The 24,960-nt window shown below is 63.8% G+C and carries 33 protein-coding genes; 13 read left to right on the plus strand and 20 right to left on the minus strand.

Features of this window, described 5'->3' with window-relative positions; translation table 11 throughout:
* Nucleotides 1-2 precede the first annotated feature (2 nt).
* Nucleotides 3-746, minus strand: coding sequence for a GGDEF domain-containing protein (locus Q0X62_RS05300; protein WP_297732472.1), 744 nt, complete (start codon nucleotides 744-746; stop codon nucleotides 3-5).
* A 160-nt stretch (nucleotides 747-906) separates the two neighbouring features.
* On the opposite strand from Q0X62_RS05300, the gene purE reads away from it, so the two are divergent.
* Genes purE through Q0X62_RS05315 form a run of 3 tightly spaced genes read left to right on the plus strand, consistent with a single transcriptional unit; the run spans nucleotide 907 to nucleotide 3,332 of the window.
* Nucleotides 907-1,428: a 5-(carboxyamino)imidazole ribonucleotide mutase gene (purE, locus tag Q0X62_RS05305; RefSeq protein ID WP_297732474.1), complete on the plus strand. Its 522-nt coding sequence runs from the start codon at nucleotides 907-909 to the stop codon at nucleotides 1,426-1,428.
* A 4-nt stretch (nucleotides 1,429-1,432) separates the two neighbouring features.
* Entirely contained in the window at nucleotides 1,433-2,512 is a 1,080-nt protein-coding gene (locus Q0X62_RS05310) for a 5-(carboxyamino)imidazole ribonucleotide synthase (RefSeq protein ID WP_297732476.1), read from the plus strand.
* A 40-nt stretch (nucleotides 2,513-2,552) separates the two neighbouring features.
* Entirely contained in the window at nucleotides 2,553-3,332 is a 780-nt protein-coding gene (locus Q0X62_RS05315) for a metallophosphoesterase (RefSeq protein ID WP_297732478.1), read from the plus strand.
* Here Q0X62_RS05315 and Q0X62_RS05320 read toward each other — a convergent pair.
* Both Q0X62_RS05320 and Q0X62_RS05325 read right to left on the minus strand, forming a co-directional pair.
* A complete protein-coding gene (locus tag Q0X62_RS05320) occupies nucleotides 3,329-3,973 on the minus strand; it encodes an alternative oxidase (RefSeq protein ID WP_297732480.1) in 645 nt (214 codons plus the stop codon). The genes Q0X62_RS05315 and Q0X62_RS05320 overlap by 4 nt on opposite strands.
* A gap of 158 nt (nucleotides 3,974-4,131) precedes the next feature.
* Nucleotides 4,132-4,875, minus strand: a complete 744-nt coding sequence (locus Q0X62_RS05325) for a COQ9 family protein (RefSeq protein WP_297732481.1) — start codon at nucleotides 4,873-4,875, stop codon at nucleotides 4,132-4,134.
* An 87-nt stretch (nucleotides 4,876-4,962) separates the two neighbouring features.
* Between Q0X62_RS05325 and rpsU the strand changes: the two genes are divergently transcribed.
* On the plus strand, nucleotides 4,963-5,199 hold the full coding sequence (gene rpsU, locus Q0X62_RS05330) for a 30S ribosomal protein S21 (RefSeq protein WP_075188542.1): 237 nt from the start codon (nucleotides 4,963-4,965) through the stop codon (nucleotides 5,197-5,199).
* A gap of 123 nt (nucleotides 5,200-5,322) precedes the next feature.
* Here the strand turns inward: rpsU and Q0X62_RS05335 are convergent, their stop codons facing one another.
* The 3 genes from Q0X62_RS05335 to Q0X62_RS05345 all read right to left on the minus strand — a co-directional run bounded on the left by Q0X62_RS05335 (nucleotide 5,323) and on the right by Q0X62_RS05345 (nucleotide 8,255).
* A complete protein-coding gene (locus Q0X62_RS05335; protein ID WP_297732483.1) occupies nucleotides 5,323-6,723 on the minus strand; it encodes an ABC transporter permease in 1,401 nt (466 codons plus the stop codon).
* Nucleotides 6,723-7,664 (minus strand): ATP-binding cassette domain-containing protein, encoded by a 942-nt coding sequence (locus tag Q0X62_RS05340; protein WP_297732485.1) that lies wholly within the window; start codon nucleotides 7,662-7,664, stop codon nucleotides 6,723-6,725. Before Q0X62_RS05340 ends, Q0X62_RS05335 begins: the two co-directional genes overlap by 1 nt.
* Nucleotides 7,665-7,757: 93 nt before the next feature.
* Nucleotides 7,758-8,255 carry a DinB family protein gene (locus Q0X62_RS05345; protein WP_297732487.1) on the minus strand — a complete coding sequence of 166 codons (498 nt, stop codon included), beginning with the start codon at nucleotides 8,253-8,255 and terminating at the stop codon, nucleotides 7,758-7,760.
* A gap of 90 nt (nucleotides 8,256-8,345) precedes the next feature.
* Here Q0X62_RS05345 and Q0X62_RS05350 point away from each other — a divergent pair, with 90 nt between their 5' ends.
* Both Q0X62_RS05350 and Q0X62_RS05355 read left to right on the plus strand, forming a co-directional pair.
* Nucleotides 8,346-8,669 carry a TraR/DksA C4-type zinc finger protein gene (locus Q0X62_RS05350; RefSeq protein ID WP_297732489.1) on the plus strand — a complete coding sequence of 108 codons (324 nt, stop codon included), beginning with the start codon at nucleotides 8,346-8,348 and terminating at the stop codon, nucleotides 8,667-8,669.
* Between the two features lie 100 nt (nucleotides 8,670-8,769).
* The gene (locus Q0X62_RS05355) at nucleotides 8,770-9,510 is read left to right on the plus strand and encodes a 2OG-Fe(II) oxygenase family protein (RefSeq protein WP_297732491.1); all 741 of its coding nucleotides are present in this window, start codon (nucleotides 8,770-8,772) and stop codon (nucleotides 9,508-9,510) included.
* Here Q0X62_RS05355 and Q0X62_RS05360 read toward each other — a convergent pair.
* Complete coding sequence (locus Q0X62_RS05360; RefSeq protein ID WP_297732493.1) at nucleotides 9,507-10,052, minus strand: DUF4269 domain-containing protein; 546 nt, start codon at nucleotides 10,050-10,052, stop codon at nucleotides 9,507-9,509. The two genes, Q0X62_RS05355 and Q0X62_RS05360, sit on opposite strands and share 4 nt — an antisense overlap.
* A 126-nt stretch (nucleotides 10,053-10,178) precedes the next feature.
* On the opposite strand from Q0X62_RS05360, the gene Q0X62_RS05365 reads away from it, so the two are divergent.
* Together Q0X62_RS05365 and Q0X62_RS05370 are read left to right on the plus strand one after the other, a co-directional pair.
* Nucleotides 10,179-10,799, plus strand: coding sequence for a class I SAM-dependent methyltransferase (locus Q0X62_RS05365; RefSeq protein WP_297732495.1), 621 nt, complete (start codon nucleotides 10,179-10,181; stop codon nucleotides 10,797-10,799).
* Between the two features lie 160 nt (nucleotides 10,800-10,959).
* The gene (locus Q0X62_RS05370) at nucleotides 10,960-11,433 is read left to right on the plus strand and encodes a DUF6265 family protein (protein WP_297732496.1); all 474 of its coding nucleotides are present in this window, start codon (nucleotides 10,960-10,962) and stop codon (nucleotides 11,431-11,433) included.
* Nucleotides 11,434-11,449: 16 nt separating this feature from the next.
* On the opposite strand, the gene Q0X62_RS05375 is transcribed toward Q0X62_RS05370, so the two are convergent.
* The 5 genes from Q0X62_RS05375 to Q0X62_RS05395 form a co-directional block, all read right to left on the minus strand.
* Nucleotides 11,450-11,746, minus strand: coding sequence for a hypothetical protein (locus tag Q0X62_RS05375; protein ID WP_297732498.1), 297 nt, complete (start codon nucleotides 11,744-11,746; stop codon nucleotides 11,450-11,452).
* Between the two features lie 45 nt (nucleotides 11,747-11,791).
* Nucleotides 11,792-13,195 (minus strand): NAD(P)(+) transhydrogenase (Re/Si-specific) subunit beta, encoded by a 1,404-nt coding sequence (locus tag Q0X62_RS05380; protein WP_297732500.1) that lies wholly within the window; start codon nucleotides 13,193-13,195, stop codon nucleotides 11,792-11,794.
* Between the two features lie 2 nt (nucleotides 13,196-13,197).
* Nucleotides 13,198-13,536 (minus strand): NAD(P) transhydrogenase subunit alpha, encoded by a 339-nt coding sequence (locus tag Q0X62_RS05385; protein WP_297732502.1) that lies wholly within the window; start codon nucleotides 13,534-13,536, stop codon nucleotides 13,198-13,200.
* Nucleotides 13,537-13,538: 2 nt separating this feature from the next.
* Nucleotides 13,539-14,669 carry a Re/Si-specific NAD(P)(+) transhydrogenase subunit alpha gene (locus Q0X62_RS05390; RefSeq protein ID WP_366946110.1) on the minus strand — a complete coding sequence of 377 codons (1,131 nt, stop codon included), beginning with the start codon at nucleotides 14,667-14,669 and terminating at the stop codon, nucleotides 13,539-13,541.
* 128 nt (nucleotides 14,670-14,797) lie between these two features.
* Nucleotides 14,798-15,103 carry an aa3-type cytochrome c oxidase subunit IV gene (locus Q0X62_RS05395; protein WP_297732504.1) on the minus strand — a complete coding sequence of 102 codons (306 nt, stop codon included), beginning with the start codon at nucleotides 15,101-15,103 and terminating at the stop codon, nucleotides 14,798-14,800.
* Nucleotides 15,104-15,277: 174 nt separating this feature from the next.
* Here Q0X62_RS05395 and Q0X62_RS05400 point away from each other — a divergent pair, with 174 nt between their 5' ends.
* From Q0X62_RS05400 to Q0X62_RS05415, 4 genes are read left to right on the plus strand one after another with little or no spacing between them, the layout of a single operon-like run.
* The gene (locus Q0X62_RS05400; protein ID WP_297732506.1) at nucleotides 15,278-15,850 is read left to right on the plus strand and encodes a hypothetical protein; all 573 of its coding nucleotides are present in this window, start codon (nucleotides 15,278-15,280) and stop codon (nucleotides 15,848-15,850) included.
* Nucleotides 15,851-15,867: 17 nt separating this feature from the next.
* A complete protein-coding gene (locus tag Q0X62_RS05405) occupies nucleotides 15,868-16,971 on the plus strand; it encodes a sensor histidine kinase (protein WP_297732508.1) in 1,104 nt (367 codons plus the stop codon).
* Complete coding sequence (locus Q0X62_RS05410) at nucleotides 16,968-17,570, plus strand: response regulator transcription factor (RefSeq protein ID WP_297732510.1); 603 nt, start codon at nucleotides 16,968-16,970, stop codon at nucleotides 17,568-17,570. Before Q0X62_RS05405 ends, Q0X62_RS05410 begins: the two co-directional genes overlap by 4 nt.
* 50 nt (nucleotides 17,571-17,620) lie before the next feature.
* Entirely contained in the window at nucleotides 17,621-17,878 is a 258-nt protein-coding gene (locus Q0X62_RS05415) for a hypothetical protein (RefSeq protein WP_297732512.1), read from the plus strand.
* Nucleotides 17,879-17,882: 4 nt separating this feature from the next.
* Here Q0X62_RS05415 and Q0X62_RS05420 read toward each other — a convergent pair whose 3' ends face one another.
* Both Q0X62_RS05420 and Q0X62_RS05425 read right to left on the minus strand, forming a co-directional pair.
* Nucleotides 17,883-18,830, minus strand: coding sequence for an alpha/beta hydrolase (locus tag Q0X62_RS05420; protein ID WP_297732513.1), 948 nt, complete (start codon nucleotides 18,828-18,830; stop codon nucleotides 17,883-17,885).
* Nucleotides 18,831-18,861: 31 nt separating this feature from the next.
* Entirely contained in the window at nucleotides 18,862-19,695 is an 834-nt protein-coding gene (locus Q0X62_RS05425) for a CPBP family intramembrane glutamic endopeptidase (protein ID WP_297732515.1), read from the minus strand.
* Between the two features lie 196 nt (nucleotides 19,696-19,891).
* On the opposite strand from Q0X62_RS05425, the gene Q0X62_RS05430 reads away from it, so the two are divergent.
* Nucleotides 19,892-21,355 (plus strand): sigma-54 dependent transcriptional regulator, encoded by a 1,464-nt coding sequence (locus Q0X62_RS05430; RefSeq protein ID WP_297732517.1) that lies wholly within the window; start codon nucleotides 19,892-19,894, stop codon nucleotides 21,353-21,355.
* Between the two features lie 93 nt (nucleotides 21,356-21,448).
* Here Q0X62_RS05430 and Q0X62_RS05435 read toward each other — a convergent pair whose 3' ends face one another.
* From Q0X62_RS05435 to Q0X62_RS05460, 6 genes are all read right to left on the minus strand, one after another.
* Nucleotides 21,449-21,925 carry an ASCH domain-containing protein gene (locus Q0X62_RS05435; protein WP_297732519.1) on the minus strand — a complete coding sequence of 159 codons (477 nt, stop codon included), beginning with the start codon at nucleotides 21,923-21,925 and terminating at the stop codon, nucleotides 21,449-21,451.
* A 50-nt stretch (nucleotides 21,926-21,975) separates the two neighbouring features.
* Nucleotides 21,976-22,404, minus strand: coding sequence for a hypothetical protein (locus tag Q0X62_RS05440; protein WP_297732521.1), 429 nt, complete (start codon nucleotides 22,402-22,404; stop codon nucleotides 21,976-21,978).
* 88 nt (nucleotides 22,405-22,492) lie between these two features.
* Nucleotides 22,493-22,963, minus strand: coding sequence for a hypothetical protein (locus Q0X62_RS05445; protein ID WP_297732523.1), 471 nt, complete (start codon nucleotides 22,961-22,963; stop codon nucleotides 22,493-22,495).
* Nucleotides 22,964-22,989: 26 nt separating this feature from the next.
* Complete coding sequence (locus Q0X62_RS05450) at nucleotides 22,990-23,274, minus strand: DUF2312 domain-containing protein (RefSeq protein ID WP_297732524.1); 285 nt, start codon at nucleotides 23,272-23,274, stop codon at nucleotides 22,990-22,992.
* Nucleotides 23,275-23,329: 55 nt separating this feature from the next.
* On the minus strand, nucleotides 23,330-24,322 hold the full coding sequence (locus Q0X62_RS05455; RefSeq protein WP_297732526.1) for an alpha/beta hydrolase: 993 nt from the start codon (nucleotides 24,320-24,322) through the stop codon (nucleotides 23,330-23,332).
* A 3-nt stretch (nucleotides 24,323-24,325) separates the two neighbouring features.
* Entirely contained in the window at nucleotides 24,326-24,904 is a 579-nt protein-coding gene (locus Q0X62_RS05460) for a hypothetical protein (RefSeq protein ID WP_297732528.1), read from the minus strand.
* Nucleotides 24,905-24,960 lie beyond the last annotated feature (56 nt).

The raw sequence follows: 24,960 nt of genomic DNA on the forward strand, positions 1-24,960 counted from the left end.
GGTCAGGCCTGTTTGCGGTCGCGGTCCTGCTCGGATTTCTGTGCCTGCTTGCAGGCATACATGGCCGCATCTGCTTTTGCCATGATGTCTTCTGCCTTGTGCCCGGCCTGCAGGGGCTGACAGCCCCAGGCGGTACCGACTGTCAGTTTGCGCCCGGCATAGTCGAACGGGGTGGTCGCAACACGCTCGGCAAGCTCACGCGCCTTGCACTCTGCGCCATCGGCGCCGGTCAGCGTCAGCACAACGGCAAACTCGTCTCCGCCGAGGCGGCCAACCGCGTCGGTTTCGCGCACATGGGCGGTCAGCAGATTGGCGACATGATGCAGGGCCGCATCGCCGGCCGCATGCCCATACTCGTCATTGATCGTCTTGAATCCATTGAGATCGAAATAGACCAGCGCCGACGGAGCATTGTGGCGTTCCGCGAGGGCGAGCGCGCGGCTGACTTCGCGGAGGAAAGCGCGGCGGTTCAGAACCGGCAGCATGACGTCATGATCGGCCAGCGATTCGAGCTCACGCACGCGGCCACGCAGGCGCTCGGTTTCCTTGCGGAGCTGGTCGACCTCGCCCATCAGCGAAAGCAGGGCGCGCTGGACATTGGGGGTCAGTTCGGCTTCCGGAACACCCATGATCGAGGCTGCATCCGATGGCGCCGGACTCGCGCTTGCCGTCCCGGGTTTGCGGGCTGTTTCGGTCTTTCCGGGGCGCGAAACATTCCCGGCAGGGCTGGTCGGTCCGATGCGCATGGCTCGATCCTATTCGAATCTGTTCGCAGCTAGGCTCGCCAACTGTGGTTAAGAAACGGTCAAGCGCGAGGCGACCGCCTCCCTGCCTTGCCGGATCTTCTTGACCTTCACGCGCGCAGAGCTATGGTCGCGCGCTTCCTTTTCACGCGCAGGAAGCGTCATGAGCGAAGCTTCGCCATCCTCAACTGACCCCTACAGATCTGCCGCCGACGTCGCGATCATCATGGGTTCGCGCTCGGATTGGCCGACGATGAAGAAGGCGGCCGCCATCCTCGACGAGCTGGAGATCAGCTTCGAGGCCCAGGTCGTTTCCGCACACCGCACGCCGGACCGGCTTGTCAGCTTTTCCAAGACCGCGCGCGAGCGGGGCATCAAGGTCGTGATCGCGGGCGCCGGTGGGGCGGCGCATTTGCCGGGCATGGTGGCATCCATGACCTCGCTGCCGGTTCTGGGTGTTCCAGTGAAGTCCAAGGCACTGAGCGGACAGGACAGCTTGTTGTCGATCGTCCAGATGCCCGGCGGCGTGCCGGTCGGCACGCTGGCCATTGGTGATGCCGGGGCGAAAAATGCCGGTCTTCTGGCCGCCTCCATCCTCTCCTTGATGGATGCCGGTGTGGCCGAACGGCTCGATGCCTGGCGTCAGGCCCAGACCGACAGTGTTCCGGTGACGGTCGAGGACTGATGCGATGAGCGATGCGCCGCTGGCTCCGGGCAGTGTGATCGGGATACTTGGCGGCGGCCAGCTGGGCCGCATGCTGGCCACGGCCGGTGCGGCCCTGGGCTTTGACGTCCACATCTATGATCCCGAACCCGACTGCCCGGCCAGCCGTGTCGCGGCGCGCAGCTATTGCGCACCCTGGGACGATGCCGGGGCGGTTGCAAACTTCGCCAATCGCTGCGCCGCGATCACCTATGAATTCGAGAATGTGCCGGTCGAGACCGTCGCCATTGCCGCGGCCGCCGCACCGCTGCGCCCCGGCGCGAAATCCCTCGAACTGACCCAGGACCGCTTCATCGAAAAGCATTTCATCAATCAGCAGGGCGTGAAGACCGTGCCCTTCGCCCAGGTCGATGATGTCGACAGCCTGGAAGCGGCCATCGAAAATATCGGCTTGCCCGCCGTCCTGAAGACGCGGCGCTTCGGCTATGACGGCAAGGGCCAGGCCTGGATCCGTGACGCTGAAGATGCGCGCGCGGCCTGGGAGATGATTGGCGGCCAGCCGGCCATTCTTGAGGGCGCGGCCGCCTTCAGGCGCGAATTGTCGGTTGTGGCAGCCCGCTCTGTGCGTGGCGAGGTCCTCGCCTTCCCCCTGTCCGAGAATGTCCATGGCGACGGCATTCTGAAGACGACCACTGCGCCGGCGCACGGGGTGGACAGTGCGACCCAGGACCGGGCCCTGGCGATTGCCCGGGCGCTGGGCAATGGCCTGGAGCATGTCGGTGTGTTTGCGGTCGAGTTGTTCGATCTCGGCGAGGGCGAGCTGATCGTCAACGAGATTGCCCCGCGCGTTCACAATACCGGACACTGGACGATGGATGGCTGTGGCTGCGACCAGTTTGAACAGCACATGCGTGCGGTGGCCGGCTGGCCGCTGGGCGATCCGGCGGCGCATTCGGCCTGCGTGATGAGCAATCTGATCGGCCATGATGCCGAAGCCTGGGCCGATCTGGCCGCCGACCCGCAGGCTCGCCTCCACCTCTACGGCAAGCGCGAGACTCGCGATGGTCGCAAAATGGGCCATGTAAACCGGCTCTCCCCGCTCTGATCGCGCTTCCAATGGTCGCTTGACCCCTTATGTTAAGGGCATGAACCGAACGCCTCCCGATCCGCGCGCCTATATTGATGACCGCGGCCCGTTCGACCTGATCGGCGATATCCACGGCTGTTTCGACGAGCTTGCAGCCCTGCTACAAACCCTCGGCTATGACCGGCGTGATGTGCACGACTGGCACCATCCGGAAGGGCGGCGTCCGGTTTTTCTTGGCGATCTTGTCGACCGTGGTCCGGACAGTCCCGGTGTGCTTCGCACGGTGCAGGCAACGGTCACGGCTGGGCGCGGCTATTGCGTGGTCGGCAATCATGACGACAAGTTCCGGCGCTGGCTGGCCGGGCGCGATGTGAAGATCTCGCACGGTATTCGCGAGACCATCGATCAGATGCAGGCCGAGCCGGACCCCTTCCACCGTGAACTGGCTCATTTCATCGACACGCTGCCGCATCATCTTATCCTCGATGAGGGGCGGCTCATTGTGGCTCATGCCGGGGTCCAGGCGGACATGCATGGCGAAGACAGCTCCCGCGTTCGCGCCTTTGCCATGTATGGCGAAGTGACCGGCGAGCGTGATGAGCACGGTCTGCCGATCCGGCGCGACTGGGCCCGCAGTTATTCGGGCGATCCGACCGTGGTCCATGGCCATGTCGCGGAACCGGAAATCCGCGAGCGTAATAATGTCGTGTGCATCGACACGGGCTGTGTCTTCGGCGGTCATCTGACGGCCATGCGCTGGCCCGAGCGCGATTATGTCCAGGTGCCTGCCCTTGAGGCCTGGTTCCACTCGCCGCGCTGGGCCGTCGACGACAACTAGGCCGTCTGTTCGCGCGGCTTGCGGGCGAGCTGGTCGGCATAGTCGTGATTGACGTCGCGATGGCCGGCCTCGTCGGCCCGCACCGCGACCACGACATCACGCAGGCGCGCATCGGCAGGCAGGTCCCAGTAATCGATCGCGAGCTGCGGGGCCGGCACATTCTCGTGCTTTCCCGCATCAATGCCCTCGAGATATTGCGTGTAGCTGATCACCGCCTCCTCCTCGAAATAACCGACGACGCGGTGCGCCGTGCGCGGGGCGAAGAGGTAGAGGAAGAAATAGCAATTATAGAAGATCGCCTGGACGACCATGATCACGATGCGCTCGAACAGGGTCGGCTTGGCGATCTCGATGAAGGTCATCAGATGCATGCGCTCGTTTTCCGCCTCATCCAGCAGGGTGCGGATCCAGCCCTCATCATCGCGGATGCGGCGCAGCGCCTTGAGGTGCTGCAGCAGGCCGCCCACCATGCCGGGCACGGCCGCAACAGTTTCCAGCACCACGGCCCGGTGGCCATAGCGCTTGGCAAAGAAGGTGTCGGCAAAGAAGCGCAGGCATTTCACGAAGCCCAGGGCGATATGGTCACCCAGGCCTTCCGGCTTTCTGTGCTGGTCGAGAATGATGTGGTCCGTCGTCGGCATGTCGGTCTCCCGTGTGGGACGGTGCATGCCGGTCAGGGTGCGCCCATGGCGGGCAGGGCGGAAGGTGGCACGGCGCCGCGCGTCGATAAATCTCGCAACCGGGATGTGGGTATTGGCGCGGCGGATTTAAACCTGCAGTCGTCGTGACCCGGCTGCGACTAAACCCGCGGCCCCGGACCGTGGCGCAGCTTTCCCAGCAGGCCGGCCAGATCGGGCAGGTCAGCGGTCAGCTTGGCGATATTGGCCTTGGTCTTCTCGAAATCCATCACATTCTGGATGCGGCGATCAAGGAAGGCCTGAGCCTCGGTCTTTTCCATATCGGCCTCATTGAGCCAGGTCGACAGGGTCGAGCCATAGACGCCAGCCAGGATGGTCCGCTTGGAATAGAAGTTCACATCGGTCGAGGTGTCGCCGATGGCGCGCCAGATCGTGTCCGCGGTGGCCCACAGGAGCTGCGGCGCTTCGCTGGCGGCATCGGGCAGCATCAGGCGTGCCCGCGCCCGCCGGGCGGCTTCCTCGTGCGGACCGATGGCTTCGAGCCGCGCCATGACGCCGAATCGGACGCGCTCGCGAATTTTCATGGACTTGATGTCGGCGCCTCTCACGGCGGTCACAACGGCCTGGTCGAGCTGTCTTGACCAGCGCACGACCAGGTCGAGCGCGCCACGCGGGCAGGCCAGCAGGGCCTGGCCTTTGTCGATGCCGGCATCGCTGCACGCCTGGGTGAAACTGTCATCGGTCCAGCCATCGAAGGCCGCCAACGGTAGAATCGACTCTAAAAGCGCGTCGCGTGTGCTATCCTTCACGGAGCGGGGCAGGGTTTCGGCTTCCATCATGTCGATCTGTCTAGACCAGTGCGGTGACTTCGTCACCTCGCCCGTGTGTGCTGACAGTGTGGACACGTGGTCGCAGCTCTGCTAGTAGCCCCGCCTCTGGCGAACTAGCGACGTGAGGAATGGCCCTCGCGTCCAACCTATGGAGAGAGAGCCATCGTACAGATCGTTGTGCGCGACAATAACGTGGAGCAAGCGCTCCGCGCGCTGAAAAAGAAGATGCAGCGGGAAGGTACTTTCCGCGAAATGAAGCGTCGTAATCATTACGAGAAGCCCTCGGAGAAAAAGGCTCGCCAAAAGGCTGAAGCCATTCGCCGTGCGCGCAAGCTGGCTCGCAAGCGGGCTCAGCGCGAAGGTCTCGTCGCCAAGCGTGGCGGCACGACGCGTCGCTAGGGTCGCCAGGCCTCATTGCGGGTAAAGTGAAACCGCCGTGTCCGATCGGGCACGGCGGTTTCCTTTTGTCCAGGTTCTGGACGCGGTAACCGGCTGCCCCGAAGGGCAGCCGGTTGTTTTGTGTCAGGAGGCGGCCGGCCTTTTCTTGCCGCCGATCTTGAACCAGCCCTTCACCGTGTCCTGGTTGGCCTGGTTGAGAGCACCCATGCGGAACAGGACGCCAGAGCCCCAGATCACAAAGACGGCGAAGGCGATCATGGCGGCACTGGTGCCGATTATGTCGACCATGCCGATGTCATGAGGCAGGCGGGCCAGCATGATGAAGGGGGTCCACAGCGGCACCCAGCTGGCGATCGCGACGACCGGCGAGTCCGGTGAGTCCATGGCCATCATGACCAGGAAGAGCGGCACCATCATGACCAGCATCATCGGGCTCATCAGCGTCTGGGCATCCTGCAGCGTCTCGCACAGCGAGCCGATGGCCAGGAAGACAGCGCCATACATCAGATAGCCGATGATGAAATAGCCCAAGGCCGGAAGCAGAAGGCCGGGATCCAGCACGGCGGCGAGAATCTCGGCGATTGGCATATCCGCGGAAGCGGCAAGCTGTTGCACGCCAAAGGTTCCCAGCAGGCCTATTCCGCCCCAGACAACCAGCAGTGTCGCCGAGACGGCGGCGACGCCGAGCAGCTTGCCGGTCAGGATTTCATGATGCCGGGTCGAGGCCAGCATCATTTCCAGGATCTTGTTGCCCTTCTCCTCGATCATGGCGCTGAGCAGCATGTTCACGACCGAGAAGATGATGACCCAGAGGCCGAAGGCCGTCATCGCGCTGACGATCAGCGGGATGCGTTCGGCGGCCGTGACTTCAGCCGTATCGCCGGTGCGTTCCGGATTGAGCTCGCGGACATTGGGTGAGAGGTCGTCGGCGGTTTCGATCAGGTCCGGGCTGACCCCGGCATCGATGAGATACTGCGTTTGCATGTGATCGCGCAGGGCGTTGCGGATCTGCGAGCGTAGACCACCGTCGGAGACATTCGCACTCCAATAGTCGACTTCGATGGCGCCCGCCGTTCCCTGGCGCAGGAAAATAGCCGCGAACAGGCCATGCTCACCATCAGCCGAGGTGAAGCTGGCATCCCCTGTGAGGTAGGGCCGCAACGCCTCCAGCTCGGTCTCGCCGACATCGACGCGCAGATAGCGCTCGTCGGATAATTGCGGTTGTGAGGCGAGGGCGGCGTCGATCTGGGGCAGGTCACCGAACATCTCGCGGGCGGCTTCTCGCGCTCGTTCGAGGGCTTCGGCACGACTGGCCTCGGCCTGGGCTTCCAGGGCCGCTTCCAGCGTGCCGCCCGTCTCGTCGACGAGGACGTAATAGCGGGTGGGTTGGGAATTCTCGATCAGGATCGGCATGCCGATGCCGAGCGCCATGAACATGGGCATCGAGGCGAGCGAAAGCCAGAAGCCCCAGGTGGCGACATAGGAGAGGAATTCGCGGCGGGCGATGAGATAGATGGCACGCATCACACAGTCTCCGTTTCGGCTGCGGCGTTCGAGCCGACAAGATGGACAAAGGCATCGTGGAGATGCGCGCGGACCGGCTCGAAGCGGGCCAGTTTCACACCGGCATCAACACAAGCCTTGAGCACGTCCTGGGCATCCGTCCCCGGGGCAAGATCGACGGTCCAGATAGCATTGCCATCCACCGGCTCACCGCGCGCGATCTCGCCCTTGCCAGCGAGGAGCTGAGACACGTCCTGGTCGGATGTGACTTCCACCGTCACCCGACGCGGCACTTCGCCGAGGGCCTGGCTGACGCTGCCGTCAAACACCTTTCGCCCCTTGGCGACCAGCACGATCTGGTCACACAGGCGCTCGGCATGCTCCATGACATGGGTTGAGAACAGCACGGTCCGCCCGGCCTCGGCCTGACGGCGCACGATCTGTTCGAGCGCATTCTGGTTGACCGGGTCGAGGCCCGAGAAGGGCTCGTCGAGGATGATGAATTCCGGCTCGTGCACCAGGGTCGAGATGATCTGTACCTTCTGGGCCATGCCCTTGGACAGGGTCTTCACCTTGCTCTCGGCAACGCCCGGCAGGTCGAACTCTTCCAGCATGGCGAGGCCACGCTTGCGGGCCTCCGCAGCGCCGACACCCTTGAGGCGGGCAAAGAATGTGATGACATCGATCACTTTCATCTTGCGGTAGATGCCGCGTTCTTCCGGCAGGAAGCCGACGCGGTCGAGGGCGTCGGGGCGCGGCTTGCCGCCGAACAGGGTCACCGAGCCGCTATCGGGGGTCAGAATGCCCAGCGACATGCGCAGGCTGGTGGTCTTGCCGGCGCCGTTCGGGCCGAGAAAGCCCGTGATGCGGCCGCGCTGAACGCCAAAACTGACATCGCGCACAGCCGGTTTGCCGTTGAACGTCTTGGAAACGTTCGACAGTTCGAGAATGGTCTCGGACATGATGCCCCCTATGCTGATCGCCGCGGAGGCTAGCGAGCCTCGGGATATGGTGCCACCGGTATTGCGCAGCCAAGCGTCCCCCGTCGCGGGCGATCAGACAAGGTCGAGCACGAAATAGGGCAGGTCCAGCGGCGGCGGCTCGGCCAGGCCGAGCTGGGTCAGCTGGTGATGGGCCTGCCCGCGATGATGGGTGGCGTGGTTGAACATGTGGGTGAGGATGATCCGGCGCGGCAGGCGTCGCGGCATTTCCGACATGTCACGATAGTCCAGGTCGGCCGCGATGGCGGCGTCATCCAGCTCGGCAATGAAGGCATAGGTGGCCGCGTCCTGGTCGCGCCGGGCTGTCCACAGGGTTTCGAAGTCGTCGGTCGGTGTCTCGTCCAGCCTTGCATGGGGCGCCGGCTGGGCCAGCAGGCGGGCCATCCACAAATGGTCGGCGACGAGGATATGGGTCATCGTGCCCTGCAGCGAGCCGAAATAGGCGCCGATATCGCGGGTCCGTGCTTCCGCCCCGATCTCGCGCGCCGCGTCATAGATCCGGCGATTGGCCCAGGCGTTGTAATCGGCGAGTTGCAGGAAGTGATCGCGCATGGCGGGCTCCGGGCTGTGTGCGGCGCTGGCCGCGCGGCAATAGGAGGCCGATAGTGCCTGCGCCGTCTTGGCACGCAAGGGTGAGGATACATGACCCCTGAAGATGCCCGCGCACGGCTCAACGCCCTGCGCCAGGAATTACTCGATCATTCCGACGCCTCCAGCGAGGACCGCAAGCCGGTCGAGCTCGACCAGCAATCAGTCGGGCGCCTCTCGCGTCAGGATTCCATGCAGGTCCAGGCCATGGCCAAGGCTGCCGATGCGCGCCGTGTCCAGGAGATGCGGCGTATCGAAGCCGCGCTGGCGCGGATCGACGAGGATGAATTTGGCTGGTGTGTGGAATGCGGAGAAGCCATAGAACCGCCGCGTCTGGAGATCGACCCGGCGGCGCCGCGCTGTGCCGCCTGCGCCTGACAGGCAGGCGCCGACAACTGCAATCGGGTCGGGAAATTGCTGATCTATCACTTCTGTCCGGCCCGTCTGTCTGGAAGACTGGCGGTGGAGGGATGAGATCATGTTCGACCTGACGCCGGCGCGTCGCAAGGATGCCGGCAATCAATTGCACGCCCTGTCGCGCGGCCAGATCAAGGATGCTCTGCTGGCGCCGGCCCATACCCGTCTGCTCAAGGCCGCCGACGCGATCCCGCGCTGGACGTTGGTGACGCGGCTGGGCGGCCGGCATCTTGATCTCGATGCCGGGGCGATGGCGCAAATGTCCAAGGCCCAGCGTGAGGAGTTTGACGTGCGTGTCCGTGCCGGCGCGGCCCAGGGCTTTCAATATCTCTACGAGACCTATCCGCTCTACGACAAATGGCACGGCGGCGTGCTGGCCGACGAGGCGCCGGTATTCGCCGAACTGTTCGGCGTGCTCAACAGCGCCGACTTCCTCGACCCCATGCGTGAAGTGCTCGATGCGCCGGAGATCAGCTTCGCCGATGCCCAGCTGACCCGCTATCGCGCCGGCCATTTCCTGACCACGCATGATGATGGCGTGGCCGGCAAGAATCGTGTCGCGGCCTTTGTCCTGACCCTGAGCGAGGGCTGGCAGAAAGATTGGGGCGGGGCGTTGGCCTTCCAGGCCATCGATGGCCGGGTGATTGACCGTTTTGTCCCGCGCGGCAATACCCTCTCCCTGTTCAAGGTGCCCCAGCCGCATGAAGTGACTCCGGTCGCCGCTGATGTCACCGCGCACCGCGTCTCGGTGACCGGTTGGCTGCGTACCGGCAAGGATCCGGGACCGCAGGCGGGGCGCTAGCGCGTCGCGTAGCCGGCCTGGCGAACAAGGGCTCGCAAGGCTTCATCGCTTGGCGATGCCAGTTTCAGCAATTCCATATAGGGATCACCGCCCAGTTTCAGGCAGGCCGCGAAGGCGGGTTCGGTCTTGAGGCCGTCGGCCTTGGCCGCCCGGATATCCAGCCGCAGCCGGTCATCGGCGAGCTGGAGCAGGCGATGCTCCGCCAGCCAGTGGACATAGCTTTCATGTGTCTCCACGGGTCTCAGGCGTCCGAATACCTCGACCGGGATGCCCTCGATCTCGAATTTTGCGATCACCGAGGCTTCTCCGGCATGGACATTGTCCATCACCGCCGCGCCCGGCCACAGCGCCCGCAGAGCGGTCTTGAAAGCGTCCAGCCCGGTGATGGCCGAACAGGCCAGATCAATATCCGCGCCCGGCCCGTGAATATTGAGCGGGATGGAGCCGACCCAGCGTGGTGTGAAGGCGGCGAGGCGCCGCATTAGCCCGTGCCGGGACATGATCTGGCGCACCTGGCTGCAGGAGAATATCTCATCGCTCATGGCGGCGCTTTCGCCTGTTGAACCCCGTCTGTCAATCCGGCGCGGATAGCGAGGCATTCTGACGATTGTGTGCATGGACAGGTGAACGCGCGTGGGCCAGCCTGTCCTCCAACCCGGGAGGTCCGTTTGGGATTCTACAACGAGCGCATATTGCCCAATCTCATTGCCTGCGCCTGTGGCAGCAAGCCGGTCGCCAACCATCGCAAGATCATGGTGCCGGAAGCCTCGGGACGGGTGCTGGAAGTGGGCATAGGGTCGGGGCCCAACCTGCCCTTCTATGACGCGACCCGTGTGTCGCAGATCGTCGGCGTCGAACCCTCCGCCGGCATGCGGCGCAAGGCGCAGCGGGCGATTGATCGTCAGTCCATTCCGGTCGAGCTCCTGGACGCGCCGGGCGAAGCCCTGCCGCTGGAGGCCAAGTCCGTCGACACGGTCCTGCTCGCCTTCACCCTGTGTACCATCCCCGATTACGACCAGGCGCTGGCCGAGATGCGACGTGTGCTCAAGCCCGGTGGCCGACTGGTTTTCATGGAGCATGGCCTGGCCCCTGACGCGGGCGTGGTGCGCTGGCAAAAGCGCCTTGAGCCAATCTGGAAGATTACCGGGGGCGGCTGTCATCTGACCCGCCCGATGGACCGCCTGATCGAGGCCGGCGGTTTCCGGATCGACCGAATGGAAGCGGACTACGAACCGCGGACGCCGAAATTCGCGGGCTATATCTATCGGGGACTGGCGGCGGCGCGTTGAAGGGCGCCTGGTTCTCTCCACCTTTATTCGGCCGTGGAGGCGCGTTCCTGCTCGCTGCGATCAGATTGGCATGCGGCGGAACGATAAACCGCAAGATCGGCAACGCCATGCCCTTGATAGTCCGCTAGGGTCAGGCCCTGACAGCAAAGAGGCAGCGACGATGACATTTGCAATTCTGGCTTTGGCGTTGATGGTGCAGCCGGCCGAAGCCGACCCTGACAATGCCGGCATTCTGGAACAGCTGGCCTGGATGGAGGGTTGTTGGCAGGCGGACGGGTTCGCCGGTGAGATGTCGGAGTGCTGGATGCGGACGCAGAGCGGTGAGCTGGTGGGGGCCTTCCAGTATTCAGCGCAAGGGGCACTTCAATTCACGGAAATGCTCATGATCGGCACCAATTCCGAGGGCGAGTTCGGCTACCATGTGAAGCATTTCAATCGCGACTTCTCGGGCTGGGAAACCCAAAACGAACAACTCACTTTCGACTTCCGGCAAATCTCGGAAGCGCGCATCGAGTTTGGTGGCCTGGTTCTGGAATTCGAGGGGCCGGACGCCTTCACAGCCCGGCTCGACATGCGGCAGCAGGACGGAAGCTTGAGGACCGAGGTGTTCGAATTCAGCCGGGTCTCCCCCTAGGCGCGCATTCCGCTCCTCACGGCAGTCCCGGAAAGCTCGTCACATATTCAATCTTGATGTCGGGGAAGCTGGTCACGAACTGGATGGTGAAATCCGGGAAGCTGTCGACATATTCCCATTTGCCGCACTCATCCGGGAAGGATGTGACGGTCTTGACCTTGAGATCGGGAAAGCTGCTGACGACCTGCACCCGGAGGTCCGGAAAACTCTCCACGATCTCGACACGCCCGTGCAGCGGGATGCCGTTGAAGGTGCAGTCTTCGGCAATGGGGCCGATCAGAGTGGCGGCGGTGAGGGCGAGTATGGCCAGCATGCGGTTCAGCCTGCCCTTGCGAAGCTGAACCGCAGCTGAAAGGGCCTAGTCCAGCGCCTTGACGATGCTTTCGGTCATCTTCTTGGCGTCGCCCAGCAGCATCATCGTGTTGTCGCGGAAGAAGAGCGGGTTTTCGACGCCGGCATAGCCGGAGCCCAGCGAGCGCTTGATGAAGAAGACGGTGCGCGCCTTCCAGACCTGCAGCACCGGCATGCCATAGATCGGCGAGCCGGGATCATCCTCGGCGGCCGGATTGGTGACGTCATTGGCGCCGATCACGAAGGCCACATCGGCATTGGAGAAATCGGAATTGATATCCTCCAGCTCGAAGACCTCGTCATAGGGGACATTGGCTTCGGCCAGCAGGACATTCATGTGGCCCGGCATCCGCCCGGCAACCGGGTGGATGGCATAGGCCACGTCGACGCCTTCGGCCTTCAACATGTCGGCCATTTCCTTGAGCGCATGCTGGGCCTGGGCGACGGCCATGCCATAGCCCGGCACGATGATGACCTTGCCGGCATTCTTCATCACGAAGGCGGCGTCATCGGCCGAGCCCTGTTTGGCATTGCCCTGCGGTCCGGCAGCCGCAGCGGCGTCACCGCTCTCGCCAAACCCGCCCAGGATGACCGAGATGAAGGAGCGGTTCATGCCCTTGCACATGATGTAGGACAGGATCGCGCCGGAGGAACCGACTAGCGCGCCGGTGACCAGCAGTGCGGTATTTTCCAGCGTGAATCCGAGCGCCGCGGCAGCCCAGCCGGAATAGGAGTTCAGCATCGACACCACGACCGGCATGTCGGCGCCGCCGATCGGGATGATCAGGGTCACGCCGAGCACCAGGGCCGCCAAGGTGATCAGCCAGAAGGCCGTCTTGGCGTCGCCGCCCGAGGCCATCAGGAAGGCCATCATGATGATGATGAAGCCGCCGATGGCGATGTTCAGCAGGTGACGGGCCGGCAGCATGATCGGCGCGCCGGACATATTCCCGTTCAGCTTGGCAAAGGCGATAACCGAGCCCGAGAAGGTGATGGCCCCGATCGCCGTGCCCATGGACAGCTCGAACAGGGAGAGATGTTTGAGATCGCCCATCGCGTCGGCGATGTGGAAGGCACCGGGTGCATAGAGCGCAGCGGCCGCAACCAGCACGGCAGCGAGGCCGACCAGTGAGTGGAAGGCGGCAACCAGTTGCGGCATGGCGGTCATCGGGACACGCCGGGCGATGATCGCACCGATGCCACCACCAATCATCACGCCGCCAATGATCAGGGCGATCGAGGCCCCGTCCAGATTGACCGCGAGCAGAGTGGTGACAATGGCGATCGCCATGCCGGCCATGCCGAACAGATTGCCGCGCCGCGCGGTTTCCGGGTTGGACAGGCCCCGCAGGGCGAAGATGAAGAGAATGCCGGAGCCCAGATAGAGCAGGGCAGCGAGATTGGCTGACATGTCTAGCGCTCCTTCTTCTTGTACATGGCGAGCATGCGCCGGGTGACGAGGAAGCCGCCGAATATGTTCACACTGGCAAGGATGATGGCGATGAAGCCGAGCCCGCGCGAGAAGCCGGCCCCTTCGGTCTGTGCTGCCGTGGCGGCAACTTCACCGGAACCGGTCGCGGTCGCTGTGGCGGCCAGAAGGGCGCCAACGATGATGACCGAGGAAATGGCATTGGTAACGGCCATCAGCGGCGTGTGCAGGGCCGGGGTCACCGACCAGACGACGTAATAGCCCACGAAGACCGCCAGGACGAAAATCGCCAGGCGGAAGATGACGGGATCAACGGCTTCCATGATCAGGACTCCTTTTTCGTCAGGCTCGGATGCACGACGGCACCATCCTTGGTCAGCGCCATGCCCTGGATGACTTCATCATCCCAATGCGGGGCGAGGCCGCCTTCCTCATTGACGAGGAGCGGCAGGAGATTGGCGAGATTCTTGGCGTAAAGGGCCGAGGCGTCGGCGGCGAGCCGTCCGGGCAGATTGCCATAGCCGGCGATCTTGACGCCCTTGTGCTCGACGACCTCGTCGACCTTGGTCAGTTCGCAATTACCGCCATTGGGAGCGGCCAGATCAATGATCACCGAGCCCGGCTTCATGCTCTCGACCATGGCCTTGGTGACCAAGGTCGGGGCCGGGCGGCCCGGGATCAGGGCGGTGGTGATGACAATGTCCTGCTTGGCGATATGGCTGGCCACCAGCTCGGCCTGTTTGGCTTGGTATTCCTTGGACATTTCCTTGGCATAACCGCCGGCGGTCTCGGCCTGCTTGAATTCCTCATCCTCGACAGCGACGAATTTTGCGCCCAGGGAGGCGACCTGTTCTTTCACGGCCGGACGGACATCGGTGGCGGTGACGATGGCACCGAGGCGACGCGCCGTGGCGATGGCCTGCAGGCCGGCCACGCCGACCCCCATCACGAAAGTCTTGGCCGGGGCAACCGTGCCGGCTGCCGTCATCATCATCGGGAAGGCGCGGCCATAAAGCTCGGCGCCCTCGATGACCGAGCGATAGCCGGCGAGATTGGCTTGCGAGGACAGGGCGTCCATGGCCTGGGCGCGGGTGATGCGCGGCACGAATTCCATAGCCAGCGCATTGATGCCGGACTTGGCCAGGCCCTCGGCCATCTTGGTATTGCCGTGCGGGCTGAGATGGGCGACCAGCAGGACGCCTTTCAGCTTGGCCAGCGTCGCCTCGTCCGGGCTGCGCACTGCGAAGAGCGCGTCAGCGCCCTTGAGTGTTGCAGCTGCGGTGCCGATTTTCGCACCTGCGTCGGTGAAGGCGTCATCGGTCACGGCGGCGGTCAGGCCCGCGCCCTTCTCGATGGCGACCTCATGACCCGCGGCCACGAATTTCTTGACGGTTTCAGGAGTGGCTGCCACGCGGGTTTCGCCCGCATGTCGTTCTTTCAGAATGGCAATTCGCATTTCGTCCCGCCGCTTTTGGCTTGATGCGGCGAGGATGCGCGAATTCTCCCGAGAGGGGAAGGCCCCTCCGGGAAATTTCTAGACCGGAAACCGGGAAAATTGTGCAGTGCGAAGAAGCGGTGAGGAAATCAGCCGCCGATCACCATACCGAACAATTGAACAATACCGCCGCAGACAAGGCCAAAGAAGAAAAGACCGCCCAGGGTGACATACCACGACGTCTTCATGCCGAGGGCGAGGCCGAGAACGCCGCCGACAATGGCGGTGCCGATCAGGCCGGCCAGCCAGTCCATGCCAACGGCAAAGACGAGCGTGAGGTAGAGCACGGACACGATGGTGAGCAGGCTGCCCCAGATCGTAACCGCGATGAATCCGCCAAAGGTGGCTTTCTGGTCGGCGATGTCCATTTCGCCACGAACATAATCAGACGCCATTGGTCCTCAACCTCCGTCAAATTCGGTTTCGAGCGGATAGCACGCGTTGCATGCCCCGCCAAGATGGCAGCGCCATTTGCCGCAGGTGACAGCTGTCATGCGCGAAGGATGACGCCTGTGTCTGCACGGCGGCGCGCAGACCGGTCAGCATGGGGACAGATAAAGGAGTGTCCCATGACTGATCTCAAAGCCATCATCCTCAATGAACGTCGCCGCTATAGCGCTGAATCCGGGGGCGGGGTGTCGCTGCCGGTGGCCGGTGCCATCTACTGGGCCGGGCTGGCCATTGCCGGCGCCTATATGGACGCAACGAACTGGGCCTATGCTGCGGCCGCCTTTTCCGGGGCCATCTTCCCGCTCGGCATCTTGTTGCAGGGTGTTTTCAAATCCCCCTTCATGAAGGCCAAATCGCCGCTTTCCGGGGTTACGACAGCCGCCATTGTCGCGATTAACCTGCTCTGGCCGATCCACATGATCGTGATCTGGACCGCCCCCCAGGCCGCCCCGTTGACCCTCGCCATCGGGATGAGCCTGCACTGGCCGATCATCGGTTGGGGCTATGCCTCGAAGGTCTGCATGGCGCATGCGATTGTCCGGGTCGCGGCGGTGACGGCGATCTTCTTCCTCGCACCGCAATACAGCCTGGTCGGCATCCCGCTCGTGGTCAGCGGCCTTTACCTGCTGGCCGCAGCTGGGCTTTCATGGGAATCGAACCGCTATCGCCGCATGATTGCGGCCCCGGCCTGAGAAAGGCGGACCGACCCGTGATCGCCCTGCGCACGCTGATTTCGCCGAACCGGCCGTGGATACACCTGATTTATCTGGGCATGTTCTTCTTCGGCTGGCTCTATCTGCCGCCGACGCGGCTCGAGGTGATCACGGGGCTGGCCAGCATGGCCGGCTTCATCGCTCTCTACGTCTTCGCCATGCGACGCATGGACTGGACGCTCTATCCCGCCGCCGCCTTCACCACGCTTCTGGGTCTGCTCCTGATCCCGCATACCCTGGGCGGTGGCGTCTACTTTGTCTTCGCCGCGGCCATGTTGGGCCGCCTCGACTGGACGCCACGCCTGTGGACCGCGATGGCGCTGCTCGCTTTGACAAGCATCACCGCTGTCTGGATATACGCGCCGACTCCGCTCTTCGCACTGGCCATGGCCGGCCTGGCCGCGATGGCGGCCGGCGGATCGATGATCGCGGCGCGGCACGAGCGCCAGGCCGATCAGGCCGAGGAGACCCGGTCCCGCGCCGCGCGTGAGGCGGCCGAAGCCGAGCGCCAGCGCATCGCCCGCGATCTGCATGATCTGCTCGGCCAGACCCTGTCGACCGTCACCCTGAAGGCCGAGATCGCCGAACGTCTGATGAGCCAGGATGGCGAGCGGGCACGGACGGAGCTTCAGGCGATCCAGACCATCTCCCGGCAGGCCCTGGCCGATATGCGGGAAGCGGTGATTGGACTGCGCGGGCGGAAGCTGGGCGATGCGATGCGCGAAAGCGTCCAGCGTCTGGCCGATGCCGGTGTCGCGGCCGAGCTTGAAGGTGAGGAGGATACAGACGACAGGCTGTCCGATTCTGCTTCCACCGCCCTGGCCATGGTTACGCGGGAAGCCGTCACCAATATCATTCGCCATGCCAATGCGAGCCGCGCGAAACTGGGCTTCTTCCGCCAGGATGATGCAGTCCGGCTGATGATCCGGGATAATGGGCGCGGCGGGGCCGATCCGAACGGGGGCGGGCTCAGCGGCCTGCGCGCCCGGCTTGAAGGACTCGGTGGCGCGCTGGAGGTCGGCCCGGTTAATCGAGACGAGGGAACGCTCCTGACGGCGCGCTTGCCGGATCAGGCTGAGAGCGAGGGACAGTCGCAATGATCAAGGTCGTGATCGCCGAGGACCAGACCCTTTTGCGTGACGCCCTGGCGACGCTTCTGGGGCTGGAGAGCGATATCGAGATTGTCGGTCTCGCCGCGAATGGCCGCGAGGCCCATGACGCGATCCGGCGCCAGGATCCCGATCTCGTCCTGACCGATATCGAGATGCCGGACATGACCGGTCTGGAACTGGCCGACCTCCTGCGCCGTGAGCAATCGCGTACGCGTGTCGTCATTGTCACCACATTCGACCGGCCTGGCTATCTCCGCCGGGCGATGGAGGCGGGTGTCTCCGGCTTTATTCTCAAGGACGGGCCATCTGCCGATCTGGCCGGCGCTGTCCGGCGCGTCATGGCCGGCGAACGCGTGGTGGCCCCGGAACTGGCCGCCCGCGCCTGGGATGAGGCGGATCCGCTCAGTGATGCCGAGCGTCGGCTCCTGCGTCTCGCCGAGGCCGGGCTGGACAGTCCCGCCATGGCCGAGGCGACGGGCCTGGCTCGGGGGACGGTGCGCAATTACCTTCACAGCGCCATCGGCAAGCTGGGCGCAGCCAACCGCATCGAAGCTGCAAGACGGGCCCGACAAAAGGGGTGGTTGTAGAAAATTCGCTGGCCTAGACTGGCGCGGCTATTGCCAGTCCGGAGTTCCGCATGCGCATTCCCTTCGCCCTTTGGTCGGCCGTGATCGCCCTTCTGGCCTTTGCCGGAATGGCCGCGCGGGAATATCTCAATTTCGGCGCGATCGAGTTTGCCTATCTCTGGCCCGTCGGGCTGAAAATCGGTGGCGTATGGCTGGTTTTGGTGATCGTGGTCGGAATCGTGAGTGGTCTGCGCAAGGCCACGACCACCTCTCCGGATGCCCTGCCGGATGATGTTGCCCGCGAGCTGCGGCGTCACCCGGAAGATTAAAGCTTCAGCCCCATCCCGGCCCGGTCAGGACTTCCAGTCCAGCCGCAACAGCGACAGGCTGATCGAGGATGAGATGGTGTTCCGCATTCGGGATCGACACCATTGTCGTCTTCGGCCCGAACAGCTTGCCCATGAAGGCCCAGATCTCGTCATTCACAAGCCGTGAGTCCGCACCCCGGAAGAGGGCGATGCGGGTCTTCAGCGCGTCGACGATGTCGGCCGGGGTCGGGCGGTCGTAGTCCAGCTTGTCCCAAAGCTTGGGATCGAATTTCCAGGTCCAGCCCTGTGTGCCGTCCGGACGCGTGACCGCTTTCAGCGATTGCCGGGCGATATGGTCCAGCAGAAAGGCATTCTCGCAATCCTGTTCCGGCAGGAGGCGGAAGCGAGCCAGCGCCGCCTCGAAGGAGTTGTAGATCATGCCGCCACGTGAGGGCGGCGAGGAACGGCGCTGTTCCTGGCTGGGCCGGATCGGGCTGTCGAGCACGGCGATCCCGGCGAGTTGATCGCCATGTTCCATCGCCGTGGCGACCGAGACGAAGCCACCGAAGGAATGACCAACCAGGAAGGGTTTGCCGGCGTCGAAGGCGCCGCCATCCTTGCCCGCGGCGAGGACTTCCTGTGCATAGGTGTTCATGCGGTAGCGATCACGGTGATCACTGTCTCCCATGCCGGACAGGTCAAGCGCGACGACGCGCCGGGTCTCGGCGAGGAAGGGCGCGATACTGTCCCACCAATCCTTGTGGGCGACTCCGCCATGGACAAGGATCAGGCCGGGCGCGCCGCGCTGGCCCCAGGCTTTCCAGCAGATATTCGCGCCCTCAACCGTCACGCTGCCGCGATCCGTCGGGACTTCAAGGGCCTTGAGGAACCAGTCTGGCGCTGGCGGTCGGGCGCCATTGAACTGGACAAGGGGAGCTGGCGGGCGGGGGGAGGTGGCGGCTTTTTGGCTCATGAACTAGCGCTAGCCCCGGGGGGCGGTGGCGTCAATTGCCGGTGGTCGCCGGAGCGAGCGAGATCAGGTAGGGCACGGCGAATAGTGCCCATGCATTATTGGCGACATGACCAAGGATCGGGGCGGCGAGCCGGCCGGTCCAGACCCGCGCCGCGCCGAGCGCGAGGCCGAGAAAGAAGGTTGAGGTCATCACCAGCAAGCCCTGTGCGGTATGGACCAGGCCGAACGCCAGGGCGGAGATGATGACCGCAAACAGGCTTGGCACGCCCCGCGCCATCATCATGGGCAGCATCCAGCCCCGGAAGATGACTTCCTCGACAATCGGCGCCGCGATCAGGCTCAGGCCGAGGAGCAGCCAGAGGCTGGCTCCCGCGCCGATGAAATCATCGACATTGGACAGGTCGTCCCGGTTGGCGCCGCCGGTGAGTGTGAGTTCGGGTTCCGTCATCGCGAACTCGTGGAAGCTCAGGGTCAGCGGGCTGGCGATCAACACCATGAAGATCATGATCAGGATGGCGGCGAAGAAATCGGTCAGTCGCAGGGGGAAAATCGCAAAGACAGGCCGGTGAGCCTGGTAGCGCTTCATCCAGGCCCACATGATCAGACCCAGACCGGTATAGCCGATGATATTGCCGAGGAAGATCGCGCTGCCGTGACTCAAACCGGTCTGCGGACCTCCGGCCGCATTCCAGCCGATCAGAGTGGCCAGTTGTGCGGCGATGACCAGGGCGAACATCAGCGCCGGCCAGACGATCATGCCTGGCAGGGATCGGATAACCCGCATGCGGTATTCTTCTGCCAGATTGGCAAACACATCATGGCGGGCGAAGGGCCAGCGGGTCCGGGATCCGGGAGAAGCAGTCATGATAGGCGGGCAGGCATCCTGCGTGGGCCAGTCCGTTAAGACGGTCTTGATCCTTATGCTTAACCGGTCGTTGCCGTCTCTTAAACGTCAAATTTAGACAAGTGTCCCATAACGGTTCGCATAGACGCCCCGCTCGCAAGAGTGGTGAGGCCAAAAGGCCCGGCGAGATAACAAAGCGACCGAAAAGGCGTGGGTGATGGTGAAATCAGTTCTGATCGTTGATGACGATCCGACACAGCGCCGCCTTCTTCAGGCGGTGATCGAAAAGCAGGGTTATCGCGCCGAAACCGCCGAGAGCGGCGAGGCTGCCCTGGATCGCGTGGCATCGCCGGGGATTGATGTCATGCTGCTCGACCTGATCATGCCCGGCATGGACGGGATGGAGACGCTGGAGGCGCTCAAGCGCAAACAGCCGGATCTGCCTGTCATCGTGCTGACCGCGAGTGGGGGTATTGAAACGGTTGTGGCAGCGATGCGCGCCGGTGCGGTGGACTTCTTCGTGAAGCCGGCCAGCCCGGAACGCATCACGGTGTCGATCCGCAATGCGCTGCGTGTGCAAAACCTGTCCGGTGAGGTCAAGCGCCTCAGCCGCAAGGCCGAAGGCACGCTCGGCTTTTCCGATATGATTGCCGGTGCGCCGGCCATGCGTCAGGTGGTTCGCCTCGGCGAGCGTGCGGCGCAGTCGGATATACCGATCCTGATTACCGGCGAAAGCGGCGTCGGCAAGGAGCTCGTCGCCGGGTCCATCATGGCCGCGTCCAAGCGCGCGGGTGGGCCTTTCGTGGCCGTGAACTGCGGTGCCATTCCTGAAAATCTCGTTGAATCGACCCTGTTCGGTCACGAGAAAGGTGCCTTCACCGGTGCGGTCGGCAAGCATATGGGCAAGTTCCAGGAAGCCGATGGCGGAACGCTCTTCCTCGACGAGATCGGCGAATTGCCGCTCGACATGCAGGTCAAGCTTCTGCGCGCCCTGCAGGAAGGCGAAGTCGATCCGGTGGGTGGCAAGCGCCCGGTCAAGGTCAATGTCCGCATTATCTCCGCGACCAATCGAGATCTCGCTGAGCAGGTTGCCATCGGGGCCTTCCGCGAAGACCTCTTCTACCGCCTGAATGTCTTCCCGATCGAGGTGCCGTCCCTGCGGTCCCGCAAGGATGATATCCCGGCTCTGGTGCGTCACTTCATCGGTCGTTTCAATGCCCAGGAAAACAAGTCGATCCAGGACGCGGCGCCGGAAACGCACGCCCTCCTGACCCATTTCGACTGGCCGGGCAATGTGCGCCAGCTGGAGAATGCGGTCTTCCGCGCCGTCGTCCTGTCGGATGGTGATGTGCTGAAGCCGGAGGACTTCCCGCAAATCTCGGGTCTGACGCCGGAGATTGGCGAGATGCCGGATACCGGCGCCCTCGCCAATATGGCGGAATCGCTGGCCGCGGGTGATGCTGCAGCCAGTGCCGAGCTTGGCCCGGTCGACATCATGGATGAGGGCGGTCATCTGCGCTCGCTCGAGGATATCGAGCGTGACCTGATCGAGTTTGCCATCGAGACCTATGCCGGACGGATGAGCGAAGTGGCTCGCCGCCTCGGTGTCGGACGCTCCACGCTCTACCGCAAGGTCCGGGAGTACGAGCTGGATGTCGACGGGGTTCGCGCCGCCGGCTGATCCCAGGAAAAAGCCTCCCCGCCACGGGAGGAGGCCTGCCCCGCGGGGTGGGGGACGGAACGGGCCGGCGCTGCCATGCGCGCCGGCCCGTTTTCATGGGATGAGGGCGGAGGCCGGCAGCGGCCAGACCCGGTTGAAGCGGTGGAAGACCGCGTCCTGGCTGACATCGAACACATAACCTTCCTGTTCGGCTTCGCGGTTCCAGTAATCGATATGGGCGGCCATCCACCAGGCGAGGGAGCGGTCGCCTTCGCCCTCGGTCCAGGCGAATTCTTCGGTCGTGTCCCGGACCGGATGGATGTCGACTCCGGTTGTCTGGATGATACAGGCTGGCGCGTTTCGTCCATCGAGGACCAGGGCCAGGTCGCCCGGCTTGGGGATCGGGTCCTTGCCCGGTCCATGCCAGCGCGCATGGGAGGCGGTCGCTTTCTTGCGATCGATCAGGACCAGGGCCAGAAGCTCGTCCGCCAGTGCCTCACTGTCGCCAAAGGCAAAGACATCGTCCGGTGCACGGTCATGCCCGGTGGTGTCGCAGAATTCCTGCCAATAAGCGGCTTGGACGGGTGTCATGGCAGGTCTCCGATATCAGCCTGCCTTGGTGCGTGATTGGCCGCGGCGCGTCAATGCGCGGCGGCGACCTGGTTGGCGTTGCGGTCCAGCCAGCCGGCATAGACCGGCATCAGTGCGGCCTCGCGGCGGAAACGGGCGCGCAATTGGCGCATCAGGCGTTGCAGGGAAAGGTCGAGATCCGGCCGCTCGTCGCTCTCCATCAAGCCCAGCTCAATATGGGTCCGCAGAATATCGATCCGGCTGGACAGGCCATGGATCTGGCCATCCAGGCGGGAGATGTAATCGCGGGTCAGCGGATCGGCTGCAAGCGGCGAATAAATTCGCGCTTCCTTGTCCTCAACCAGCCGGTCGAGCTCGACCATGGCGGCTGAAAAAGCCTGTCGACCAGCATCGCTTGAGACACCGGCACGCTGGGCCTCCTCGAGATCCGCGAACAGGGACTGCTCGTGGTGGTCGAATACATCGATGTCCTGAAACATGGCGCTCATCCTGCTACCTACCAGAGACCAGGATAGGGCGAGGACGGTGGTCGCGCGCGCGAAACACGGTTTAACCGTGAATCAAGTCCTAAGACGTGGAGCTGTCGGAGGTGTCAGTGCCGCCTGAAATCACGCGAAATCCGGCGCGCCGTTTGTGGGGCGATACGGCCGGCTCTTGCTCGGGCCGGGCCGGGGCCCCGGTTTGCGCATCGTCCAGATCGTCATAGATGTCGCGGCCGCGCGGAGCAGCCCGGTCAGACTTGCGTTTGAAGCCATTGCCGCGGGACATCGGCTTGCGGGCCTTGCCCTTCGCCTTTTTCTCGATCTCGCGGAGTTTCAGGGCCTGGCGAGCCGAAAGGGCCTCTTCGGTATTGCCCTTGTCGGGATCATTGAAGGCCGAGCCGAATTTCTCGAGCCTTTCTTCCAACGAGCCCAGAAACTCGCCTTCCCATTCCGACAGATCCACCTTGGCCTTGTCAGAATCGGCAGCGGCCTTGCGGGCTCGTTCGAGCCGCCGCAAGGCGCGTCGCGTCTTCTTTTCGTCGACCTTGCGGACCAAGCGAGCCTCCCGGTGAGGCTGTCAGTCTAGCCCTCGACAGCGCCGAGATACAATTCCAGCAGCGCTTCGGCTTCCTGACGCTCATGGCGGTCGATCTTGCGCAGGGCAATGACCTTGCGGAGGATCTTGGTGTCATAGCCGGAGGATTTCGCCTCGGCATAGACTTCCTTCATGTCGGCCATGACATTGGCCTTGTCTTCCTCGAGGCGTTCGATGCGGGCCACAAAGGCTTTCAGTTGCTCGCGGGCAGCGCCGCCGATGGCGTCGGATACATCACTCTGGGACTGGGGCGCGGTGTCGGTAAATGCCATGGGAGAAGCCTTTCTGGTGGACGGAGGCGGAGACTAATTCCAGCCCTGTCCGGCCTCAAGCGGCGGGGCCAGTCATCACGGTATTTCCTGCAAGGTCACGGGCCTGTTCGCGCACTTTGTGCACCGCTTCCAGTATGATGGCGGGATGGTGATGATGCAGGTTGTGGCCGGCGCCGGAGACCCACTGCAATGTCGCTCGGGGCATGCGCTGCGACACCATTCCGCCATGCCGATGCGCCCATAGCACCGTGTCAGCCCGGGCATTGATGATCATGGTGGGTTGATGGGTGTCTTCGTAGCGGTCTTCCTGGACTTCAAGATGGTGATTCACTTCCATCATGTCGCGGGCATTGGCACGCCAGGTCGAGGGCCTCAACAGGAGCGGCAGGGCCGATTGCTCCAGATAGTCGTCGGGAAGCTCTTCCGGGTGGAAGGCGCTGACCGCACCGGAGCGGGCCTGCTCCTCACCGATGAGCGGGACAATGACATGGGTGATGAGGGGGCCAAGGATCGGCCAGAAGCTGGCGGCGTTGAACCAGGCGGCATCACCAATCCAGGCCGAGAGCGCCGGTGCGATCAGCACGACACTGTCGACCCTGTCGGGATAGTCCATCGCCAGGCGCAGGGCGATGGCGCCGCCCCAGGAATGGCCAATGACGGTGACAGGCCCGACCTCGAGCGTCTCCAGCAGGCGGGCAATCAGCTTTGCCTCGCGTTCGGGTGACCAGGGGCCGGCCGGGCGTTCGCTCCAGCCGAGACCCGGGCGGTCGAGCCAGAGAACGCGCTCGCCGGAGAAGGTATCCCCGAGAGCTAGATGGGGTTCTTCGAGATTGGAGGCCGCGCCGTGCAGGACAAGAATGGCTGATCCATGCGCCGGGCCGGTCTGGCGAAGATGGAGGCGGACGCCGTCAATAGCGATGAATTCGGCCCTGGGCGGAAAACGTGCCTCGATTGTGTCTATGGCGCGCCTGGCCAGAATCCAGCTGAGGGCCATCAGAGCGGCGAGGCCGACAGCAAGTCCGGCGATGATGTATCCGGCCAGGGGCACCGGTCAGAGCGCCCGTCCGGATTGCAGGGCGAGCAGGCGGTCACGCGCTTCGGTGGCGGCTTCATGGGCCGGGTAGATGGCCAGCGCGTCCTCATAGGCTTCCAGCGCGGCCTCAATCTCATTGGCACGCTCGAGCAGGCGGGCAATGGTCAGATAGGCGTCATAGCGGCGCGGTTCGAGGGTGAGAGCGGTATTGAGTGTTTCCAGGGCATAGCCCCAGTCCTCCGCCTGTGCGGCCATTCGGCCGGCGGCCAGCCAACCTTCGGCAAAATCGGGATCGAGCTGGGTTACATGATCATACATGCGCGCCGCGATGTCGGCGTTTTCTGCCTGTTCCGCAGCGCGTCCACGGTCCATGAGCAGGGAAATCGTGTCGCTGCCTGAATGCGCCCACAAGGCATGGATCTCGTCGACCAGCGGCGCCGCTTCGCGCGGACCGGCCTCAGCCAGCGCGTTGAGGCGCTCGGTCAGGCGCTCTTCCGGCGTCTGGAATTCTGTCTGTGGCGCGATCTGCACGTCCGCTTCGGGAGCGTCCTGAGCGGCAGTCAGCAGGAGGAGGCCGGAAAGGAAAATGGGTGTCATGGACAAAACATAGCCGCAGGGGCGGCTGCGTCCAGATGGTCTCACCAGAAAGTGGA

The organism is uncultured Maricaulis sp. (genome assembly GCF_947259345.1).
GTDB lineage: Bacteria > Pseudomonadota > Alphaproteobacteria > Caulobacterales > Maricaulaceae > Maricaulis.

Bases quoted from the DNA above. Each gene is read 5' to 3' on its own strand.
- Q0X62_RS05345 (WP_297732487.1), bottom strand. From the start codon at position 8,255: ATGCGCGATCACTTCCTGCAACTCGCCGATTACAACGCCTGGGCCAAT.
- Q0X62_RS05450 (WP_297732524.1), bottom strand. From the start codon at position 23,274: ATGGCATTTACCGACACCGCGCCCCAGTCCCAGAGTGATGTATCCGAC.
- Q0X62_RS05440 (WP_297732521.1), bottom strand. From the start codon at position 22,404: ATGTTTCAGGACATCGATGTATTCGACCACCACGAGCAGTCCCTGTTC.
- Q0X62_RS05360 (WP_297732493.1), bottom strand. From the start codon at position 10,052: ATGAGCGATGAGATATTCTCCTGCAGCCAGGTGCGCCAGATCATGTCC.
- Q0X62_RS05395 (WP_297732504.1), bottom strand. From the start codon at position 15,103: ATGGCGTCTGATTATGTTCGTGGCGAAATGGACATCGCCGACCAGAAA.
- Q0X62_RS05310 (WP_297732476.1), top strand. From the start codon at position 1,433: ATGAGCGATGCGCCGCTGGCTCCGGGCAGTGTGATCGGGATACTTGGC.
- Q0X62_RS05435 (WP_297732519.1), bottom strand. From the start codon at position 21,925: ATGACACCCGTCCAAGCCGCTTATTGGCAGGAATTCTGCGACACCACC.
- Q0X62_RS05355 (WP_297732491.1), top strand. From the start codon at position 8,770: ATGTTCGACCTGACGCCGGCGCGTCGCAAGGATGCCGGCAATCAATTG.
- Q0X62_RS05335 (WP_297732483.1), bottom strand. From the start codon at position 6,723: ATGCGTGCCATCTATCTCATCGCCCGCCGCGAATTCCTCTCCTATGTC.
- Q0X62_RS05460 (WP_297732528.1), bottom strand. From the start codon at position 24,904: ATGACACCCATTTTCCTTTCCGGCCTCCTCCTGCTGACTGCCGCTCAG.
- Q0X62_RS05350 (WP_297732489.1), top strand. From the start codon at position 8,346: ATGACCCCTGAAGATGCCCGCGCACGGCTCAACGCCCTGCGCCAGGAA.
- Q0X62_RS05315 (WP_297732478.1), top strand. From the start codon at position 2,553: ATGAACCGAACGCCTCCCGATCCGCGCGCCTATATTGATGACCGCGGC.
- Q0X62_RS05420 (WP_297732513.1), bottom strand. From the start codon at position 18,830: ATGAGCCAAAAAGCCGCCACCTCCCCCCGCCCGCCAGCTCCCCTTGTC.
- Q0X62_RS05385 (WP_297732502.1), bottom strand. From the start codon at position 13,536: ATGGAAGCCGTTGATCCCGTCATCTTCCGCCTGGCGATTTTCGTCCTG.
- Q0X62_RS05400 (WP_297732506.1), top strand. From the start codon at position 15,278: ATGACTGATCTCAAAGCCATCATCCTCAATGAACGTCGCCGCTATAGC.
- Q0X62_RS05320 (WP_297732480.1), bottom strand. From the start codon at position 3,973: ATGCCGACGACGGACCACATCATTCTCGACCAGCACAGAAAGCCGGAA.
- Q0X62_RS05410 (WP_297732510.1), top strand. From the start codon at position 16,968: ATGATCAAGGTCGTGATCGCCGAGGACCAGACCCTTTTGCGTGACGCC.
- Q0X62_RS05430 (WP_297732517.1), top strand. From the start codon at position 19,892: ATGGTGAAATCAGTTCTGATCGTTGATGACGATCCGACACAGCGCCGC.
- Q0X62_RS05415 (WP_297732512.1), top strand. From the start codon at position 17,621: ATGCGCATTCCCTTCGCCCTTTGGTCGGCCGTGATCGCCCTTCTGGCC.
- Q0X62_RS05370 (WP_297732496.1), top strand. From the start codon at position 10,960: ATGACATTTGCAATTCTGGCTTTGGCGTTGATGGTGCAGCCGGCCGAA.
- Q0X62_RS05300 (WP_297732472.1), bottom strand. From the start codon at position 746: ATGCGCATCGGACCGACCAGCCCTGCCGGGAATGTTTCGCGCCCCGGA.
- purE (WP_297732474.1), top strand. From the start codon at position 907: ATGAGCGAAGCTTCGCCATCCTCAACTGACCCCTACAGATCTGCCGCC.
- Q0X62_RS05340 (WP_297732485.1), bottom strand. From the start codon at position 7,664: ATGTCCGAGACCATTCTCGAACTGTCGAACGTTTCCAAGACGTTCAAC.
- Q0X62_RS05390 (WP_366946110.1), bottom strand. From the start codon at position 14,669: ATGCGAATTGCCATTCTGAAAGAACGACATGCGGGCGAAACCCGCGTG.
- Q0X62_RS05375 (WP_297732498.1), bottom strand. From the start codon at position 11,746: ATGCTGGCCATACTCGCCCTCACCGCCGCCACTCTGATCGGCCCCATT.
- Q0X62_RS05380 (WP_297732500.1), bottom strand. From the start codon at position 13,195: ATGTCAGCCAATCTCGCTGCCCTGCTCTATCTGGGCTCCGGCATTCTC.
- Q0X62_RS05425 (WP_297732515.1), bottom strand. From the start codon at position 19,695: ATGACTGCTTCTCCCGGATCCCGGACCCGCTGGCCCTTCGCCCGCCAT.